Source organism: Nodosilinea sp. FACHB-141, from assembly GCF_014696135.1.
Taxonomy (GTDB): Bacteria; Cyanobacteriota; Cyanobacteriia; order Phormidesmidales; family Phormidesmidaceae; genus Nodosilinea.
This window is the reverse complement of sequence record NZ_JACJPP010000021.1, coordinates 65,156-84,124: the sequence shown is the minus strand read 5'-3', so window position 1 is coordinate 84,124 and position 18,969 is coordinate 65,156. Positions and strand designations below refer to the sequence as shown.

Below are 18,969 nucleotides of genomic sequence, written 5' to 3'. Positions count from 1 at the left end.
GCCGTGTCTGACCTACCATTTCATTTGCTCGATGCCTTTTTAGACGGGGTGCGGCTGTCTGCTCTAGAGGCGGCTGACTACTATTACCAAGGCTATTGTCCTCGCACGGGGCAGCACTACCAACTGCCCCGCACAGCAATGGCTCGGGCGATCGCCCAAACCCTCATGGCCCAGCTCGGCGACGCCCACTTGTCTGAGGGCAAGATGTTTGGGGTGCTGGTGGTGCAATCGCCGGAGGGGCAAACCGGGGTGCTCAAAGCGTTTTCGGGGCTGTGGCAGGGGCAAGAGCGGGTGCCCGGCTGGGTGCCGCCGATACCGGGGCGATCGCAGGTGGCGCTGCAAGAGGCCCGCACCCTCGACGCGCTGGGGGCAATTAAAGACCAGCTGCTGGTGTTGCAGCGGTTGCCCGAGCGAGAGACCTACGCTCGGTTGCAGGAAGAGCAGGCCCGCGATCGCACCCAGCTCAACCAAAGGCACCGCGATCGCAAACATTGCCGCGATCGCCAACGCCAAACCCTAGTCTGCACGCTAGCAGGAGAATCCCTCACGGCAGCCCTAGCAGCTCTGGAGCAGGAGAGTCGGGGCGACAAGGCCGAGCTGCGGCAGTTTAAGCAACGGTGGCGCGATCGCATTGCCCCTCTAGAAGCCACCATTCAATCTGCCGATGCCGAAATCGTCATTCTCAGGCAGCGGCGACGAGATCTCTCCCGCCAGCTCCAGGCCGAGATGCACGCCGCCTGTACCCTCACCAACTTTGCGGGCGAATCTCTGGCCATCCAGAATTTAGTGGGGCAGGGCAATCTGCCTACGGGCACGGGCGACTGCTGCGCTCCTAAGCTGTTGCACGCGGCGGCTCAGCTCGGCCTTGAGCCACTGGCGATGGCCGAGTTTTGGTGGGGGCCACCCCAGGGCGACAAGCAACCGGGAAAGTTTCACGGGGCCTGCGCCGATCGCTGCCAGCCGATTATGGGGTTTCTGTTGTCGGGGTTGTCGGCTCAGGTGTTGGGATCAAGCGATATCCCCGTAGGGGCGCAGCATGCTGCGCCCCTACAACTCGCGCAAACTGGGGACATCCAACCAGAATTGGGGATTTCCGTTCTATATCAAGACCCGTGGATAATCGCGGTGGATAAGCCTGCGGGGCTGTTGTCGGTACCGGGGCGCTACAGCGATCGCCAAGACAGCGTGCTCACCCGCCTGCGATTCCCCTTGGGATCGCTTCGCGAATCGGCCTTGCCTGAGGGAGCGTTTTTGCAGCCTGTGCATCGGCTCGACCAAGACACTTCTGGGGTGCTGGTGCTGGCGCTCGATGCCGAGACTCACCGCCTGCTCGGCCAGCAGTTTGAGCAGCGCCAGGTGCAGAAGACCTACCAGGCGATCGTGGTGGGGGATATTGCCGCATCGGCGGGGATCATTGACTTGCCGCTGTGGGGCGACCCGACGCAGCGGCCCCGGCAGCAGGTGAATTGGCAGCACGGCAAACCCAGCCAAACCAAGTTTGAGGTGCTGGACCGCGAGGGAGAGCTAACGCGAATCGCCTTTTACCCGCTAACGGGGCGTACTCACCAGCTGCGCGTCCACGCCGCCCATTCTCAGGGGTTGAACGCGCCGATTTGGGGCGATCGCCTCTATGGTCACAGCGAACCGGGGCAGCGCCTGCACCTCCACGCCCAAACCCTGCAATTTACGCATCCCCACAGCCAGAATGCAATTCTCCTAAACTCCGCTGTGCCGTTTTAGCTGAAGCAGCTTTTAGGAAACAGTTTATTTGCTGGTGGGCAGTGCCCTACCAGACACGGAGTCGCTTGTCGCCAACCAGCCCATTGGCAAAACCTAAATTTAAACCGATGATCAGCCTGGTGAATCTCAATGCAGGCCATTACTCGACCCTACGCCCGTTCTATGGTTGCCTGCCTTTTTCCCAGTCTTCGCGCAGCAGACCGCAGAGAGCCACATCGCGATACACTCCCCACTTCGGGGTTTGCCGCCGCCGATAGCCCTCCTTTGCCATGCCCAACTTTTCCATCACCCGGCCTGAAGCGAGGTTGTCGCCAAAATACACAGCATTGACGCGGTTCAGCCCCAGGGCGCTAAACCCAAAGTCAACCACGGCGGCCCCAGCTTCCGTGGCATAGCCCTGCCCCCAGTAAGGCCGCCCGATCCAATAGCCCAGCTCGGCCATGTTGTAGACCGGGTACAAAGCTAGCCCAACCGAACCGCAGAGAGTGTCGTCAGGCAGCGTAATGGCGTAGTTGATAGCTTTTTGCTTTGCCCAGGCCGTTGGCCGTTGGTTAATCCACTCCTCCGCCTCGGCTTCGCTATAGGGGTGAGGGATAGAGAGAGTATTCTCGGCCACGGCGCGATCGCCCGCCAGCGCCACCACCGCCGCCACATCCGCCAGCACAAACGGCCGCAGCACCAACCGCGACGTATACAGAATTGGTTGCTCAGCTGGTAAATCCATTGCCTCTGGGTAGGACGGTTCCGACTTCCCTCAACCTCTGGCAAGTGGCGTTAACTCCACCCTCTCACCCTCCAACTCTCCCACCCTCCAACTCTTTACTCCCAGCCAGCCTAGAAGTCGAAATAAATATACGGCAACGTCTCCGCCGGAGCCAGCAGCCAGGCCAGCACGCTAAACAACGGCACCAGCAGCAGCTTCACCGGCCAGCTCAGCTCTAGCTTTAGCCCCCGCTTGATCACGTAGGCCCCCGCCATCAGCCCCACCACACCACAGAGCAGCAGCAGCAGCTGCGTAAAGGTAAAGCCCAGCGACTCTAGATAGACCAGCTGACTAAACTGGGCATCTGACGGGGTGCCCCAGAGCCGCTGTAGGGCCAGGGTGTAGCGATCGGGCTCGGGCAGCCGAAAGAATAGCCAGCTAAAGAACACCAGCCCCTGGGTGAGCAGCCAGCCCAGCCCCGTCCCCGGCAGCGTGCCCCAAAACGCCTTGAGTTTGGGCACCGCTTTGCCCCAGGCTAGGCTCAGCCGGTGGATCACCAGACCCGCCCCATGCAGACCGCCCCAGATTAAAAAGCCCCAGTTGTTGCCGTGCCAGACCCCCGCAATCAGCATCACCGCCATCAGGTTGAGGCAGGTGCGCACCAGCCCCCGCCGCGACCCCCCCAGGGGAAAGTAGAGGTAGTTGCGCAGCCAGTCGCCCAGAGTGATGTGCCAGCGCCGCCAAAAGTCGGCCAGGCTGGTGGTGAAGTAGGGGGCGTCGAAGTTTTGGGGCAGGTTAATGCCCATCAGCAGGGCGCTACCGCGGGCAATATTGACGTAGGCGCTGAAGTCGAGGTAGAGCTGCAGGCCGTAGGCAAAGGTGGCCAGCCAGATGTCGGCGCTGCCCGCCCGCTCCAGGTTGTCGAAGCTGAGGTTGACCAAAATGGCTATGTGGTCGGCAATCAGCAGCTTTTTCATTGCGCCATAGGCGATCAGCCACAGCCCCTCGACGGCGGTGTTGAGGCCCGGCGGCTTCTGCTGCTCAACCTGGTCGATAAAGGGGTGAAAGCGGGTGATGGGGCCAGAGATCAGCTTTGGGAAGTAGAGCTTGTAGGCGGCAAAGTCAGAGAAGTTGAGCGCCGCTGGCGACCCCCGATACACGTCTACCAGGTAGGCGATGCACTCAAAGACAAAGAAGCTCAGCCCCAGGGGCATGATGATGCGGGTAAGAGTATCGTCCGGGGCGGTGCCCAGCTCGATCCCCAGCCAGCGAAACAGTCCTTCGGCATACTTAAACCCCAGCAGCAGCGCCACGTTGATGCCTACGCCCAGCCACAGCAGCTGGGTGCGCCGCTGGTTCCAGCCCCGTTCAGCTAGCTGCCAGCGGGGGTTAGGAATGCGCCAGTCGAGGGGGGCGGCGATCGCATTGCCAACAAAAAACGTCACGATCAGCACCGCCACCATCAGCAGCAGATACTGCACCTGAATCGAGGCGTAGAAGATCAGGCTGGCCACCACCAGCAGCCACAGCCGCGCCTGGAGCGATTCCAGCGTCCAAAACACGCCGACGACGCTGAGCAAAAACAGGGCGTAGACCAGGGAGGGCAGGGTCATGGTAGAGCGGGGGGAGCAGGGGGAGTGGCGGGGCGGGGCCAGGCAATTAGCGGGTCTTGCCCCAGCTGGCTAGAGACCTGATAGGCGCCGTAGCGGTTCAGGTGGCTGGGGTCTGAGAAGTAGTCGTAGCGATCGGGCCAGAGCTGGGCAAAGTCGCGAAAGAGAAACCCGGTCTCGGTGGTGGAGAGCTTGAGCATGTGCTGCAAGAACTCGGCCTCAGCATCTCGCCGGTAGTCGTCAAGGTATTCATCGGTGAGCGGGGTATTGATGAACACGATGGGAATGTCCTGCTCTTGGGTAAAGCTGAGCAGATTGGCGAAGGCCTCCACCTGTTGGCCCTCTAGGCGAAAGCTGTCGTAGTCGCCGTCGTAGCGACCGGAAACTCGAGCAAAATCTTGGTAGTAGGTGGCCGGGTTAAACCGCACCGAGAGGGCCAAAAAGCCATCGAAGTCGATGGTGCTGCCCTCGGGCATGGCGGCGTCGAGGCCCTCTTCACTGGAACCGGTGGGGGTAGGGGTGGCAACCATCAGCTGCTGCTGAAACCAACCCTTGAGGCGATCGCGATCGGCATACACCGCCGAGACCGTGGCCAGTCGACCGCTGAGCCACTCATCCATGGCGGCGTAGCTCTTGGGCAACGACCCGGTTGAAGTTTCGGGGCTACCCGGGGTCGTGGGGTCGCCGGGGGTGGCGACGGCCTCCAGCTCTTCGGCGCGGCGGTTGGCCACCTCGCGGTAGCCGGGGGAGGCCGCAATGGCGTTATAGGTGGCATCGACTCGGCCGCTGTTAAAGGCCCGCGCCCCGTCGGCCCAAATAATTAGCTGGGGCAGCTGGTCGGGCTCCAGCACCTGGCGAATCACCAGGTCAACCACCTGGGCGGTGGCCCCGTTAATGCCGAAGTTGAAGATGCTGACATTGTCGTAGCCGATGGTAGCTAGCTCCTGGCGCAGGGCCACGGGGTCAACCCCCCGCAGGGCGCGGGAGCTACCCACGATCATCACATCGGGAGGGCCAGACTGCTCTAGGCGCTGGTAGTAAAGCGCTAGCTTCTCGTTCATCTGGTCGCTGTTAAAGCTGGAGAACGACGCCTGCTCGACCAGGTCATTGATGGCGACGATGGGCTGACTAGGGCTGGTGTCGAGGGATTGTGCCCCAGCGGTATCGCCGTTTGAATCGCTGGTAAAGCCACCTTCGCCCCAGCCGTTGTCGCTGCTTTGGGAACCGGGCCAGTCAAGCTCTGCCAGATCTTCCGCCAATGGGTCGCTGGCTAGAGGAGCCTCGGTTGGAGGGGGGGCAATGTCTTCAGCCTTGGCCTGCTGGCTCGGCGGGGTGATAATCTGCCCCAGCAGCCAATCCACCTGAAGGGCGACGAGGACGCCTACTGCGGCCCACACGACAGCAATTTTGAACCCGTCGGAGCGGCCCAGGTTGTCTAGGCTCTCGACACCGTCGCCCAGGTCGGGGGTAGCGCTGGTCAGCAGCTGCGATCGCAGCAGCAGGTGGCGGCCCTGGGCCAATACGTCTTGCACCCACTGGCTGAGGGCAACGTCCTCCTCTAACTCGGCTTCAATTTCGGCGGCAGTGACGGGGCCGTCGGGCCGCACCAGCAGCTCGTTGACGTAGGAGTCAGAGGCGGTGAACTCTGGGGTGGCCTCGGGCACCAGGCGGCGGCGAGCCAAAAAATCTTGGCCGAAGGTCCAGGCGGGCTGCGACTGCCCCGATCGCCTGCCGTAGATCCTCACTCCTTCAATGCCCATGGGGCTGAGGGAGTGCAAATAGTCGTTGATGGGCGGGGCCACTAAACGGCGGCGGGGGGCCACCGGGCCATCGACCATGACGTGCAGCAGCCCGTCGCGGCGCAGCAGCTGCACCCGCTGGCCGCCCGTGGCCAGGCGGTCGTCGAGGCTGGGGTTGAGCAGCCGGGTGAGCAGGAAGGCGATCGCGGGCAGGTCGCCGGTCTGGCCTAGGTACTCGGGGGTGTCGGCTAGGGCACTGTGCTCGGCGGCGGGCAGGTCGAGGTACTGCACCCAGGCGGGGGTAGCGTTGGCCCCGGCTTGGCCGTAGATCACGGCCCGGGGAATGCCCTGGGGGGCGAGGTCGTTGAGGGGTGTCGTCAGGGCTTCGAGCACGGCCTCCTGGGCGGCTAGCCCCTCGGCCTGCTGGGTATCGTGGTCGCCGCTCTGGGGTGAGCAGATCAGGTGCAGGGTGCCGTTGGTCAACTCGGCGGTGACGCCCAAGTGCCAGCTGGCCACCGCTGCCGAGAGCAGGCGGGCGATCGCATCGGTATCGCCCCAGCGGCCCCACTCCCGCAGCATTTCCTCGGGCGGGGTGAGGTCAATGCGCAGGCTCCAGTCGGGCTTGGTTTCGCCCCGCACCTGGAGCAGCAGCACCGCATCCTTAAACTGGGTGAGCTGAAGCTGCCGTAGCCGTTCTGCCGTGGGGCGGGCAATCAGCGAGGGGTCGGGGCTGTAGGTAGCCTCGCAGAGAATCCACAGCCGAGAGATGGTTGTGTCGGTGCCCGCTGGGTCGTCTGCCGTGGCTTCGCCATCATCGCCGGCGATCCGCGACGCTAGCCCAACGGGAATCGCCATCCGGTGCAGGTGGGCGGTGCCGGGTATGGCCTTAATGCTGACCCACACCCCAACGTCAAGGCTGCTGAGGGTCTCGCTCAGGTACCAGGCGATTGCCTCGGGATCGCCCTTGCGGGCCAGACTCAGGTTCGACAGTACGATCGCCCCGCTGCCGCCCTCAACCCCTCGGGCTGACTGGCCCTGGTTATATTTCTCCAGCAGCGAGTGGGTGGCCTTGATATCGGCCTCATCCTGGTTTTCGAGCACCAGCTGGGCCAGGTGACGCTCCAGCCGGTTGAGATAGATGGGGGCCGTCCATTCAGGGGTAGGGTTGCCCTCTAGCCGACTGTAGACGTAGAGCTGATACACCTGGGGGTAGTGCTGGCGCACCAGGTCGTCGCCGCCTTCGATCAGCGATCGCACCAGCTTGAGCAGCACCGCCGACTGATCTAGCGCCGCTGGGGTCTCGCAGAGCACGTGGAGAATGTTGCCCCGCAGCTTGATGTGCAGCTCCGCCGTGGGCAACCCCATGGCCTGCTTCAGCCAGCCCAACACGGTGGCTGTTGGTGAGTTGGGGCTAAGGGTGGGGTTGGATAAAGACACAGGCATAGGGGGTCAGGGTAACGGCTAGGCTAGGGCCACACTCCCGAATTGTGAGACAGCGCCTGGCCGTGGCGCAGTCGGTTTAATTTATACCAACTCCAGCGCCAATCAGCCGATTTCTTTTGGGGCAATTTCAAAACTGGGTCAGCCCAGGGGTGCTCAGCCATTGACCCCATCCTACTTGCCCCATCCTACCTGCTCAACAACCTGGCTCAACAATGGGGGGGATGACAGGGACGCCCTGGCCAAGGCTGCCTAGTCAAGCGTAAGGCCCCTTGTCTAATATATTAGTGATCAATTGCGCCGACGGTACGCTTGGGCGATCGCTCCCCGAGACCCCTCTAACGGAGCTTTCAGCGGCGGCCTTGACCCTAGATTTTCCTCCATTTGTGCCCCAACTTGTGATTATCCTATGACCTCGTCGCGCCGTTCTGATTCTGCCCCGGTTAACCGCCAGTCTGCTGAGGTGGCGGTGGGTCTGTTGGTGCCCCCGGTGCTGCTCGGTATTTTGGTGACCCGTGCCCTGGCCGATGGGCTGACCCAGCTGGGTCTAGTCAGCGAGCAGCTCTTCGCAGGCGATCGCTTGCCCAACTTAAAAATGCCGCTAGGTGCACCCGATATCGCAACCCCGGCATCGGAGAGTTAGGTCTGTTTTGACAGGGTTTTTGCTTTCTCGAAAACCTTTGCCAGAGAAGGATCTGACAGCTTTGATAAGCGCTGATAACGCTGTAACGATTTCAATTTGTTCATCTGGACAAACTTCTTCCGGTCAGGGTAATCCTATAGAATCTTTGCGATATCCCCGTTCTCTCTGCTGTCATACCCATGAGTTCAACGCTCCACTCCTCCGGGGATGCCCGGCCCGCAGCTCAGACTGACCCGGCTAGCCTGCCCGCAGCGGTGGATGATCAGTCCTCGTGGCAAGATTTGCTGCTGCGCCACCGGCTGCGCGTGGTCGAAGACCTGTGGGAAAACGTCTTGGAGCACGCCTGTGGCCCTGAACTCCTAAAACTGCTCCAGCAGCTGCGGCGCATGTGCTCCCCTGATGGGCAGGCCCCCACCGCCGCTGAGGCTCGGGTTAAAGCCGTGGTCGACGTGGTCGAAGCTCTTGACCTCGAAGACGCCATTCGGGCTTCGCGGGCCTTTGCCCTCTACTTTCAGCTGATTAACATCGTCGAACAGCACTACGAGCAGCGCGATCAGCAGCAGCAGTACCGGGCCGCCTACGAAACCTCGGAGCTGGCTCAGCGCATCGGCCAATCGATTTTTGGCAATAGCAGCAGCGACAGCGAGTCGAGCAACCTCTTCCAGGCTGACCTGCTGACCCGCAGCATTGCCGACCCCCCCAGCAGCCGCAAAGAGGCAGGTACCTTCCACTGGCTATTCCCTACCCTCAAGCGGCTGAACGTGCCGCCCCAGGTAATCCAAAACTTGATCGATCAGCTTGACGTGCGGCTGGTGTTTACCGCCCACCCCACCGAAATTGTGCGCCACACTATCCGTGACAAGCAGCGGCGGATCGCCAGTATTTTGCGCCAGATGGATCAGGCTGAAGAGAGCGCCCAAACCCTAGGCCTGGCTTCCTCTTGGGAGATCGAGGAACTCAAAGAACAGCTCACCGAAGAAATTCGCCTCTGGTGGCGCACCGACGAGCTGCACCAGTTTAAGCCCTCGGTGCTCGACGAAGTTGACTATACCCTGCACTACTTCAACGTGGTGCTGTTTGATGCCCTGCCCCAGCTATATCAGCGGTTTGAGCGGGCGATCGCCACCACCTTCCCCGAACTTGACCCTCCCCGCCACCGCTTTTGCCGGTTTGGCTCCTGGGTAGGGGCCGATCGCGACGGCAACCCCTCCGTTACCCCCGAGGTCACTTGGAAGACCGCCTGCTACCAGCGCAACCTGGTGCTCAACAAGTACATGGCATCTATCGATCGCCTGGTCGAGTTGCTTAGCCTTTCCCTCCACTGGAGCGAGGTTTTGCCCGAGCTGCTCGAATCGCTGGAGCAAGACCAGGTCAAAATGGCCGACATCTATGACGAGCTGGCCATTCGCTACCGTCAAGAACCCTACCGCCTCAAGCTGGCCTATATCAAGCAGCGGCTCAAGAACACCTGCGATCGCAGCCAGCGCCTCTATCAAAGTGACCCCTTTGCCGACCACTCCAACGACCCCAGCGGCTTGCCCATCTACCGCTATGGCCACGAGTTTCTAGCCGAGCTGCGGCTGATTCAGCGCAACTTAGAAGCCACCGGCCTCAACTGCCAAGACCTCAACACCCTGATCTGCCAGGTCGAAATCTTTGGTTTTAACCTGGCCCAGCTTGACCTGCGGCAAGAGAGCACCCGCCACTCCGACGCCCTCGACGAGATCGCCGAGTACCTGCAAGTTTTGCCCCAGCCCTATAGCGAGCTGCCCGAGGCCGACAAAATTGCCTGGCTGGTCAGCGAACTCACCACCCGCCGCCCCCTCACCCCCCGCGAGCTGCCCTTCTCCGCCAAAACCCGCGAGACCATCGCTACTCTGCACATGGTGCGCCAGCTCCACCAGGAGTTTGGCCCTGACATCTGCGGCAGCTATGTGATCAGCATGAGCCACACCGTCAGCGACCTGCTGGAGGTGCTGCTGTTGGCCAAGGAGGCGGGTCTCTACGACCCCAGCGCCGAGCTGAGCAGCCTGCAGCCGGTGCCCCTATTTGAGACCGTCGAAGACCTCCAGCGCGCCCCAGCGGTCATGGAGGAGCTGTTTCAGTTGCCCCTGTATCGCAACCTGCTAGAAGGCCAAGCCAAGCAGCCCGCCAACGAAGGCCCCGGCAGCGTGGCCACGCCCCGAGCCGTGCCCCTGCAAGAGGTGATGCTGGGCTACTCCGACAGCAACAAGGACTCCGGCTTTCTCAGCAGCAACTGGGAAATCCACAAGGCTCAGCAGGCGCTTCAGACCACCGCCGATCGCTACGGCGTTTCCCTGCGGATCTTCCACGGACGCGGCGGCTCGGTAGGGCGCGGCGGCGGCCCGGCCTACGAGGCGATTTTGGCCCAGCCGGGCCGCAGCATCAAAGGCCGCATCAAAATCACCGAGCAGGGAGAGGTGCTGGCTTCTAAGTACAACCTCTCTGACCTGGCTCTCTACAACCTGGAGACGGTGACCACTGCCGTCATTCAGGCCAGCCTGCTGAGTAACAGTGTCGACGACATTCAGCCCTGGAACGAGACCATGGAGGAGCTGGCCACTCGCTCCCGCAGCCACTACCGTCAGCTGATCTACGAACAGCCCGATCTGGTCAACTTCTTCCACCAAGTCACTCCCATTCAGGAAATTAGCCAGCTCCAGATCAGCTCGCGCCCCTCGCGCCGGGGAGGTAAGAAAGACCTCGGTAGTCTGCGGGCGATTCCCTGGGTGTTTAGCTGGACCCAGGCCCGGTTTTTGCTGCCCTCCTGGTACGGGGTGGGCACGGCTTTGCAAGAGTTTGTGGACGAAGCGCCTGAAGAACACCTCAAGGTGCTGCGCTACTTCTACAGCAAGTGGCCTTTCTTCAAGATGGTGATCTCCAAGGTGGAGATGACTCTGGCTAAGGTCGATCTGCAAATTGCTGAGCACTACGTGCGCGAACTCACCACCCCCGAAGACAAAGAGCGGTTTTTGGATCTGTTTAGCACCATTTCTCAAGAGTTTTACTTGACCCGTGACATGGTGCTGCGAATTACCGACTGCGAGCGGCTGCTCGATGGTGACCCCGATTTGCAGCGATCGGTCTACCTGCGCAACGGCACCATCGTGCCTCTGGGCTTTTTGCAGGTGGCCCTGTTGAAGCGCCTGCGCCAGTACAAAGACCAGGCGGCGACGGGGGTGATTCGATCGCGCTACAGCCAAGGCGAGTTGCTGCGCGGCGCACTGCTTACCATCAACGGCATCGCAGCAGGGATGCGCAATACCGGCTGATTACGGGTTTCAGCTAGTTGAGATTCGCCTGCTGAGCAATCTGGTGGGCAGTTTCGGCCTCTTGCCGCAGCTGTTCTGCTTCCTCTTGGGATTCCTCGGCTAGCTGTTCAAGGCTGATGGCCATCGCCCGAGCTTCTTGCCCCAACTGTTTGACCTTCTCTAGCTTGGAGTTAAAGCTATCGGAAACTGTTTCAATTTCGGCAAATAGGGCCTTGTACTCTTCGGGCGGGTTGGCCAGCCAGGCTCGAAAGTCCTGTTGGTTGGCACTCAAGAGGGTGAGAGCCTTTTCCCAGGACGTTTTGAAGCTGAAGTTAAGTGCTCTTAAATGCTCGTACTTAGTTTTGAGCTGCTGAGTTGTGGAGACCTGGGCCAGCGTATAAACCTCAGCTCTTAACTCGGCGATGGTTTTGGCTGGGGTGCTATCGCTGACTGGGTTCGTCTGTAGAACGGCGCTCGCCTCTTGCCAGGAGGCTTTAAGGCGGAGGTTGAGTTGAGCAATCGCCGCGTATTTAGCTTTGAGCTGCCGGGTAGTAGTCACACCGGCTAACTCATAGGCTCTAGCCTTTAAATCATTAATTCCCATTGCGGCGAATTTCTACAATGCCTAGCTTGGTCTGCTGACGGAGCTGAGATAGTTCTGACTTTAGCGCCTCGTTTTCGCTGTGGAGGTGCTGGTTATGGTCTGTAACCTGAGCTAGCTTTTGGCGCAGCTCTTCTGCCGCTGCCCGCGCTGCGTCGCGCTCGTTCCGGAAGCGGTTAGTATGGCTTACTCGACCGCCAAGACTCTGATTGTTTTTGGCAAGTTCCTGCTTGCGCTTAGCGACTTTCTCAAATTCTTTCTTGAGGGTTTCAAACTCTTGGAGAAGCTCGCTATACGCTTTGGCCTGCTCTGTTTCGGCTCTTAAGGTCTCGTTTTCTGTCTCCAGAATAGAGATGCGGTTTTGCAGCGCCTGAATATCTTGATCCTTACCAAAGATGATTTCCTGCAGCGCTTGGATAATCTTTTGAAACTTGCCCTTGGTATGGGCGAGATCTTGAACTTCGCTCTGAAGTTCTGCAATATGGCTGTTGAGAAAGCCTGCCCGCCGTTGAAGCACTTGGGCTGTGCACTGGTATTTGATGACGGCAATGACCTGACTGCGTTCTAGCTCGTCTAGCAGCGCGACTTCGCGGCTGGCGCGGAGGTTGATCATAGTTGGTGCAATCGTGGCGCAGGCGATGGGTCTCAACGTGGCCAGGGGAAGAGACAATGCTCAGATTTTTGAGGCGTACTTTGCTGTGCCAGTAGTCAAAGAGGGCTTTGGAATCGTTCATCACAGCGATCGCAGTGTTAGTTGTCAGCTAGTTAACCTCAGAATACCCGTCTGCCATTGAGTCTGAGTCCTCCCGTTGGTTCCTTCACTTAAGCTATATAGACTTGGTGCTTAGACACGCCATTTGCGGTAGATGGACACGCCTTTTTCGTCGATGTGCTGCTTCTCTAGCGAGACCTCTGCCCCTGCCTCGGATTTCTCAACAATCTTACCGACTGGGAAAATTCGGTGTGTCGAAATCTGAACCATGCAGTAAGCTTATCGGCAGACTAAGGGTATAAGGGCCAAAATCGCCCTACAGCCATGGGTTCGGGTCGGCATCGGTAAGCCCGCACAGTCAGCCAACACACAATCGTTTGAAGGGTTGAGGAGTAACTCCATGAAAAGCTTAGGGCGTTGGATGGGGCGTACGGCAGGGGCTGCTCTGCTAGCAGTGGCCGCTACCGCTACGGGTGCGGCGATCGCTCCAGAGGCCGCCGAGGCCCAGGTAGCCTACGGTAGCTATGTCGGCATTGGGGCCGGCATAGGCTTAACCAGCGACGCAGCTACCGGCCAGGGCGGCGGTGTACAGGGTGTGATCTCGGGCCGCTATCGCCTGTTGCAGTATCCGGTTTCGCTGCGGGCTCAGGGCTTTGTTTTTGGCGGTGACTTTGCGTTCGTGCCCACTGTTTCCTACGACGTGCCGCTGAGCTGGAATACCGATGTGTATGTGGGAGCCGGGGCCTCGTTTGTCGGCGGCGGTGGCGACGACCCCTCTATTGTGGGTGACAAGACAGCTTTTGTCGTTCAGCCGGGAATTGACCATCTGTTTCCCAATAGCAACTTAGTCGCCTTTGGCAACGCTATTTTTGCCTTCGATGCCTACCGCCAAGGTAACAATATGGCTATCTCGGTGCAGGGCGGCGTCGGCATCCAGTTTTAGCGGCTTGATTTGGTTTTAACTCTACTCTTTGAACTTGCCAATGTCTTGGTTACGATTTTGTCCTGAGCTATCGAACTCGGTAGCCCGGGACATTTTTGATCAAAGTTGAGCCAACCAGGACAAGTGTATTAGAATTGGCGGAGTTGACGAGGCGAAAGCGCCGTCAAAAGAAAACTGAAGGGCTGCGTAGGTTGGGTGAAACAAAGTGGAACCCAACTCCAAGGCATGTTGTGTGCCGCTGGCGCTCCACTCTAAGCCCTTAGGGGCAACACAATACGTACGAGGACTGCCTGATGGGGATGAGTCAGCCGCTGGGGTCGGTCATCCAGGGTTCGCTGAGCCAGGGGCTAGAGGTGCGCCTGCACCCCGATATTTCGGTAGAAGACATGCGGGTGGGCAAGTTTCTGGTGGTGCAGGGGCAGCGATCGCAGTTTTTCTGCATGCTCACCGACGTCACCTTAGGCACCGGCAGCCAGCGCATTTTGGCCCATCCGCCAGAGCCGTCGAACCTGTTTTTGCAGGAGGTGCTGGCCGGGACGGGCACCTACGGCACGATCAACCTGACGCCGATGCTGATGTTTACGCAGCAGGAGAGTGAGGGAGTAGGGAGCAAGGGAAAGGCGAAGAAAAAAGGGGCTGACAGCAGCTACGGATCGATGGAAGTGCAGAGTAGCGCTGACGTGGAATTGCTGCCAGTGAAGACGATTCCGGCCCACTTTAGTCAAGTGTATGACGCCAGCGATCGCGACTTTCGCATCATCTTTGGTTGGGAAGATGACCCCCATCGGCGGAACTTTGCGATCGGTCAACCCATCGACATGGAGGTGCCAGTCTGTCTGGATCTCGATCGCTTTGTGGAGCGCAGCAACGGCATTTTTGGTAAGTCGGGTACGGGCAAATCGTTTCTCACCCGGCTGCTGCTGGCGGGCATTATTCAACGCCAGGCGGCAGTCAATTTGATCTTTGACATGCACTCCGAGTACGGCTGGGAGGCCGTTAGCGAGGGCAAGCAGTTTAGCACCGTCAAGGGGCTGAGGCAGCTGTTTCCTGGTCAGGTGCAGATGTTTACCCTCGACCCCGAGGCTACCCAGCGACGCGGCGTGCGCGATGCCCAGGAGCTATACATCAGCTTTGACCAGATCGATGTGGAAGACCTGAATCTGGTGCGGGGCGAGCTGAATCTATCGGAGGCCAGCCTGGAAAACGCCATCATTCTGCGCAACGAGTTTGGCAAGGCCTGGATCAATCGCCTGCTAACCATGACCAACGAGGAGATCCAGGAATTCTGCGAGACCAAGATGGGCAGCAAGTCATCAATCATGGCGCTGCAGCGCAAGCTCACCCGACTGGCCGACATTAAATATATGAAGGCGGCCAGCGGCACCAACTACATCACCCAGATTCTCGCAGCCATCGACGAGGGCAAGCATGTGGTGGTGGAGTTTGGCTCCCAGTCGAACATGCTGGCTTACATGTTGGCCACCAACGTAATTGCCCGGCGCATCCACGCCAGCTACGTCAAAAAGGCCGATCGCTTCTTGCAGACCAAGAACGTGGTGGACAGGCCCCGTCAGCTGATGATCACCATCGAAGAGGCCCACCGCTTTCTCGACCCAGCCACAGCGCGGCAGACCATCTTTGGCACCATTGCCCGAGAAATGCGCAAATATTTTGTCACCCTGCTGGTAGTTGATCAACGGCCCTCGGGCATTGACAATGAGGTGATGTCGCAAATTGGCACCCGCATCACCGCCCTACTCAACGACGAGAAAGATATTGACGCTATCTTTACCGGTGTGTCGGGGGGGCAGAGTTTGCGATCGGTGCTGGCCAAGCTCGACTCCAAGCAGCAGGCCCTGGTACTGGGCCATGCCGTGCCCATGCCCGTGGTGGTGCGCACCCGTCCCTACGACAGCACTTTTTATACTCAAGTAGGAGCCACTGCCTGGGAAGAGCTGCCTGACGAGGTGGTGTTTAAAGCCTCAGAAATGGCCCGTGCCGATCTGGGGTTTTAATGAAACTTTAGAGGCCACGCAGGAGAGGGGATCCGTTGTGGTCAGATCCCTGGAATGGTTCTAACCGTTGCGACGAGGTCGCTTTGGGGCATGCTACCTAAGGGGGCAATGCGGAAAAAACAGTCTCGGCATCGCCCGATCAACACAGGAGCCAAATCCTTCCGGAGGAAAAGTCCACCTTTGGATAGAGATGAGACCTATAGCTGAGTAGAGCTGGCCTGTCGTGATACCCTAATTTCAATCGTTGCTACTAATGTAGTATTGCCGCCACTCAACTATTAAGTTTCTAAGTATTGTTGGGAGAATTGGTAAGGTAGTGGATAACCCTGCACTGCGGTTAGCTCCGGATGTACTAGCGTTTTGTGTTCCTGCGCATTTTTAGCTGCCATTGGGCTACGGCCCGGTTGGCTCATCATTGAACCGGGAAACAGGCATCTTCCCCTCTTTTGAGGCCAGGACAAGCATATATGGTCAATTCACCGGGCCAAGCCCTCGACCGGGCAGCCAATTCTGAAATTCGCCACTATTACCAGTCGCACCGGCTGTTTCGCGATCGCTACCGCGTGCTGAAGAAGCTGGGCCAGGGCGGTTTTGGTGTTACCTATTTAGCTCAAAACGCCACCCTGCCCGGGGAACCCTACTGCGTGATTAAGCAACTTTGCCCCAAAGCGGGCAGTGAGCTATCCCTAGAGCGCGCCAAGGTACGGTTTCGCCGCGAGGCTCGGGCCTTGGCTAATCTTGGCAGCCATTCGCAGATTCCGCAGCTGCTTGACTACTTCACCACTGGGGGCGAATTTTACCTGGTGCAGGAGTACGTGCATGGCGAAACCCTGGCCCAAGAGGTGCGTCGTGCCGGGCGGTTAACCGAGGCCCAGGTCAAATATTTTCTGCGTGAAATTATTCCGGTGGTGAAGTTCATTCACCGCAATCGCATCATTCACCGCGACATTAAGCCCCCCAATATTATTCGCAGTGAGCGCGATCGCCGCCTGGTGCTGATCGACTTTGGGGCCGTGCGCGAGTTCCTGTCCGACGTGGAGGAGCAAGGCTCGATGCAGGCTCCGGCCACCCAGTTTGTCGGCACCCCTGGCTTTGCCCCGCCCGAGCAGCTAGCCCTGCGCCCTTGCTACGCCAGCGACGTCTACGCCCTGGGCATGACCTGCCTATATCTGCTCACCGCCCGCACCCCCATCGAGTTTGACCAAGACCCCCACAGCGGGGTGATTCGCTGGCACCACACGGTCACCGTCAGCCCCCACCTGACCATGGTGCTCGATCGCATGCTGCTGCCCGACTCCCAGGACCGCTACACCACCATCGACGAGCTGGAGCGCGCCCTGGAGCTAGAGCCCCACCTCGACGTGCTGGCCGGCTGCATGAATACGCGTCAGCACCCGCCCGACGAATTTGGCGATCAGTCTGCTGATCTACCCAGCGATGCCTATTTGACCCCCATTCAGCGGGAGGCCCAGGCGATTCGCAAGTGGCGCAAAAAGCGAGCGCTGCCCCAAGAGCAGGGGCGTTCTGCAGGGCCGGTGTCGCGGCCCTAGGCAACCTTAGGACTGCTGCAAAGATAGGCTTGCTCCCTGCAGCCATACCTGTATGCGAGCGTTGAAGTCAACGTCAGATTCGTCATAGAGGCAGTGGCCACCATCGGGCACCACCTCTAGGGAAAGCTGCGGGTTTAGGGCCGTTAACCCTGCGGCCAGCGCTACAGGGATGACACGGTCTTGGTCGCCCCAGAGCAGCAGTGTGGGTACCGGCAGCGTGGCGACCATGTCTTTGACTGAGGGGCTAAAGCTGGAATTGGTGCGCGATCGCACCAGATAACAAAGCGTTCGGGCCGCACCGCGATCGTTGGGGGGCAGCGCAAATAAATTCACTAGGTCATCGTCTACCCGTTCAGCCACTGTGTAGATGCCCGCCAGCGCTCGCCGCAAAATGCTGGGACGACGCACCAGGGCAAAGAGCGATCGCATCAGCAGCGGGTTGGCCACCCAACTCTCGACTCGCAGCGCCAAAGCCGCCACCCAGCCCGCCACCAGATCCTCGCGGTTGGCCTCCAACGGCAGAGTAATCAGCGCCAGCTGCTTCACCCAATCAGGGTGGTTGTGGGCAGCCGTTAGCGCCACTAAAGCCCCGAGGGAATGGCCCAACAGTGCTACTGGCTGACCAATTACCTGACGAATGAAATCTGCCACCTGCGCCGCCCACAGCTCTGCGCCGTAGAGCGTTGCCGCCTTCTCAGAATCGCCGAAACCTAGCAGGTCAATGGCATACACCGGAGCCACCCGACTCAAGGCCGGCAAGTTGTGCCGCCACTGGTTAAGGTTGGCCCCAAACCCGTGAATCAGCAGCACTGGCGGAACCGCTGCATCCCCTGGCCCAGGGTGAAACCAGTAGCGAATGCGCCAGCCCCGCCAGTGCCAAAAGCGCTGATAGCCCGCCTCGCTGAGGCCAGAAGATAAACTGCTGAGTAACGTTGGAGGTTGAGGCACGGCACAAAGCCCAGTTGAGGATGGTGGGCACTACCCACTCTACGATGTTAGCGAGTCAGAGGCTCCTACTTCAAAGCGGATCACCCCCCTTCCCAGCATCAAGAATCCCAACAAATTGAAACATCCCCCACCCATCCACCCATCTACTCACCCACCCCTTACCCCTCCCTATGCAGCCGCCCCGCTTTAGGTCATGCTAGATCCCGAAAACGCAGTGATTTGCAAGAGGAACTAGAGCCATGACCGAGATGGATCCTGTCAAGTTGATGAAGCAGGAAGTGGGTCGCCAGGCGGCGGCGCGGGTGCAGTCAAACACGGTGGTAGGCCTAGGTACTGGGTCGACTACCGCGTATGCCATCCAGTTCATTGGCGAGCGGCTAGCTAGCGGCGAAATCAGCAACATCAAGGGCGTGCCCACCTCCTTTCAAGCGTCAGTGCTGGCCAAGCAGTACGGCATTCCCCTCACCACGCTTGACGAAGGCGACGAGATTGCTTTGGCTATTGATGGAGCCGACGAAGTTGACCCTCAAATGAACTTGGTGAAGGGAGGTGGCGCTGCCCACACCCGCGAGAAAATCGTCGATTCCCTTGCCAAAGAATTTATCGTCGTTGTCGATAGCTCGAAGCTGGTGGATAAACTGGGCACAACCTTCGCTTTGCCCGTGGAAGTCATGCCGTTGGCCGTTACCCCGGTTTCCAAGGCGTTGGAAGCCCTCGGCGGCAAGCCCGACTTGCGCATGGGCATTAAAAAAGACGGTCCCGTCATCACCGACCAGGGCAACATGATTTTAGACGTGAAATTTGATGCGATCGACGACCCTGCGGGCTTAGAAAAGACCATCAATAATATCCCCGGAGTGCTCGACAACGGCCTTTTTGTGGGCGTAGCCACCGAAGTGTTGGTAGGCGAAGTCAAAGACGGCCAGGCTAGCGTTCGCAAGCTGTAAAGCGAACCTAGGGCTTCTGCTTGCGGGTTCCGAATGAGGTTTAGGATGCTGGGCGATCGCCCAGCATCCTAAACTTAAGAGCAAATGATCAACCCTAAAAGCTCGC

General features: G+C 59.5%; 13 protein-coding genes. 7 read left to right on the top strand and 6 right to left on the bottom strand.

All coding sequences use genetic code 11. From position 1 onward, the window contains the following. The first annotated feature begins 3 nt into the window (after positions 1 to 3). A complete protein-coding gene (locus H6F59_RS21290) occupies positions 4 to 1,740 on the top strand; it encodes a pseudouridine synthase (protein WP_313887280.1) in 1,737 nt (578 codons plus the stop codon). A gap of 160 nt (positions 1,741 to 1,900) precedes the next feature. Here the strand turns inward: H6F59_RS21290 and H6F59_RS21285 are convergent, their stop codons facing one another. The 3 genes from H6F59_RS21285 to H6F59_RS21275 all read right to left on the bottom strand — a co-directional run bounded on the left by H6F59_RS21285 (position 1,901) and on the right by H6F59_RS21275 (position 7,235). Then, complete coding sequence (locus tag H6F59_RS21285) at positions 1,901 to 2,464, bottom strand: GNAT family N-acetyltransferase (RefSeq protein WP_190705265.1); 564 nt, start codon at positions 2,462 to 2,464, stop codon at positions 1,901 to 1,903. Positions 2,465 to 2,574: 110 nt separating this feature from the next. Continuing rightward, positions 2,575 to 4,056, bottom strand: a complete 1,482-nt coding sequence (locus tag H6F59_RS21280) for an MBOAT family protein (protein ID WP_190705262.1) — start codon at positions 4,054 to 4,056, stop codon at positions 2,575 to 2,577. Then, complete coding sequence (locus H6F59_RS21275) at positions 4,053 to 7,235, bottom strand: DUF1574 domain-containing protein (protein WP_190705259.1); 3,183 nt, start codon at positions 7,233 to 7,235, stop codon at positions 4,053 to 4,055. The genes H6F59_RS21280 and H6F59_RS21275 overlap by 4 nt, the downstream gene beginning before the upstream one ends. A gap of 406 nt (positions 7,236 to 7,641) precedes the next feature. On the opposite strand from H6F59_RS21275, the gene H6F59_RS21270 reads away from it, so the two are divergent. Beyond that, a complete protein-coding gene (locus tag H6F59_RS21270; protein ID WP_190705256.1) occupies positions 7,642 to 7,875 on the top strand; it encodes a hypothetical protein in 234 nt (77 codons plus the stop codon). Positions 7,876 to 8,054: 179 nt separating this feature from the next. Beyond that, positions 8,055 to 11,168 carry a phosphoenolpyruvate carboxylase gene (gene ppc, locus H6F59_RS21265; protein ID WP_190705253.1) on the top strand — a complete coding sequence of 1,038 codons (3,114 nt, stop codon included), beginning with the start codon at positions 8,055 to 8,057 and terminating at the stop codon, positions 11,166 to 11,168. A gap of 13 nt (positions 11,169 to 11,181) precedes the next feature. On the opposite strand, the gene H6F59_RS21260 is transcribed toward ppc, so the two are convergent. Both H6F59_RS21260 and H6F59_RS21255 read right to left on the bottom strand, forming a co-directional pair. Further along, positions 11,182 to 11,706, bottom strand: a complete 525-nt coding sequence (locus H6F59_RS21260; RefSeq protein ID WP_190705251.1) for a hypothetical protein — start codon at positions 11,704 to 11,706, stop codon at positions 11,182 to 11,184. Between the two features lie 34 nt (positions 11,707 to 11,740). Continuing rightward, positions 11,741 to 12,361: a hypothetical protein gene (locus H6F59_RS21255; protein WP_242021616.1), complete on the bottom strand. Its 621-nt coding sequence runs from the start codon at positions 12,359 to 12,361 to the stop codon at positions 11,741 to 11,743. 499 nt (positions 12,362 to 12,860) lie between these two features. On the opposite strand from H6F59_RS21255, the gene H6F59_RS21250 reads away from it, so the two are divergent. The 3 genes from H6F59_RS21250 (at position 12,861) to H6F59_RS21240 (ending at position 16,968) form a co-directional block, all read left to right on the top strand. Continuing rightward, positions 12,861 to 13,403 carry a hypothetical protein gene (locus H6F59_RS21250; RefSeq protein WP_242021615.1) on the top strand — a complete coding sequence of 181 codons (543 nt, stop codon included), beginning with the start codon at positions 12,861 to 12,863 and terminating at the stop codon, positions 13,401 to 13,403. 293 nt (positions 13,404 to 13,696) lie between these two features. Beyond that, positions 13,697 to 15,418 carry an ATP-binding protein gene (locus H6F59_RS21245; RefSeq protein WP_190705247.1) on the top strand — a complete coding sequence of 574 codons (1,722 nt, stop codon included), beginning with the start codon at positions 13,697 to 13,699 and terminating at the stop codon, positions 15,416 to 15,418. A 467-nt stretch (positions 15,419 to 15,885) separates the two neighbouring features. Then, on the top strand, positions 15,886 to 16,968 hold the full coding sequence (locus H6F59_RS21240) for a serine/threonine-protein kinase (RefSeq protein WP_190705244.1): 1,083 nt from the start codon (positions 15,886 to 15,888) through the stop codon (positions 16,966 to 16,968). A 6-nt stretch (positions 16,969 to 16,974) separates the two neighbouring features. Here H6F59_RS21240 and H6F59_RS21235 read toward each other — a convergent pair whose 3' ends face one another. Beyond that, positions 16,975 to 17,916: an alpha/beta fold hydrolase gene (locus H6F59_RS21235; RefSeq protein WP_190705241.1), complete on the bottom strand. Its 942-nt coding sequence runs from the start codon at positions 17,914 to 17,916 to the stop codon at positions 16,975 to 16,977. 239 nt (positions 17,917 to 18,155) lie between these two features. On the opposite strand from H6F59_RS21235, the gene rpiA reads away from it, so the two are divergent. Then, positions 18,156 to 18,863 carry a ribose-5-phosphate isomerase RpiA gene (gene rpiA, locus H6F59_RS21230; protein WP_190519168.1) on the top strand — a complete coding sequence of 236 codons (708 nt, stop codon included), beginning with the start codon at positions 18,156 to 18,158 and terminating at the stop codon, positions 18,861 to 18,863. The last annotated feature ends 106 nt before the right edge of the window (positions 18,864 to 18,969 follow it).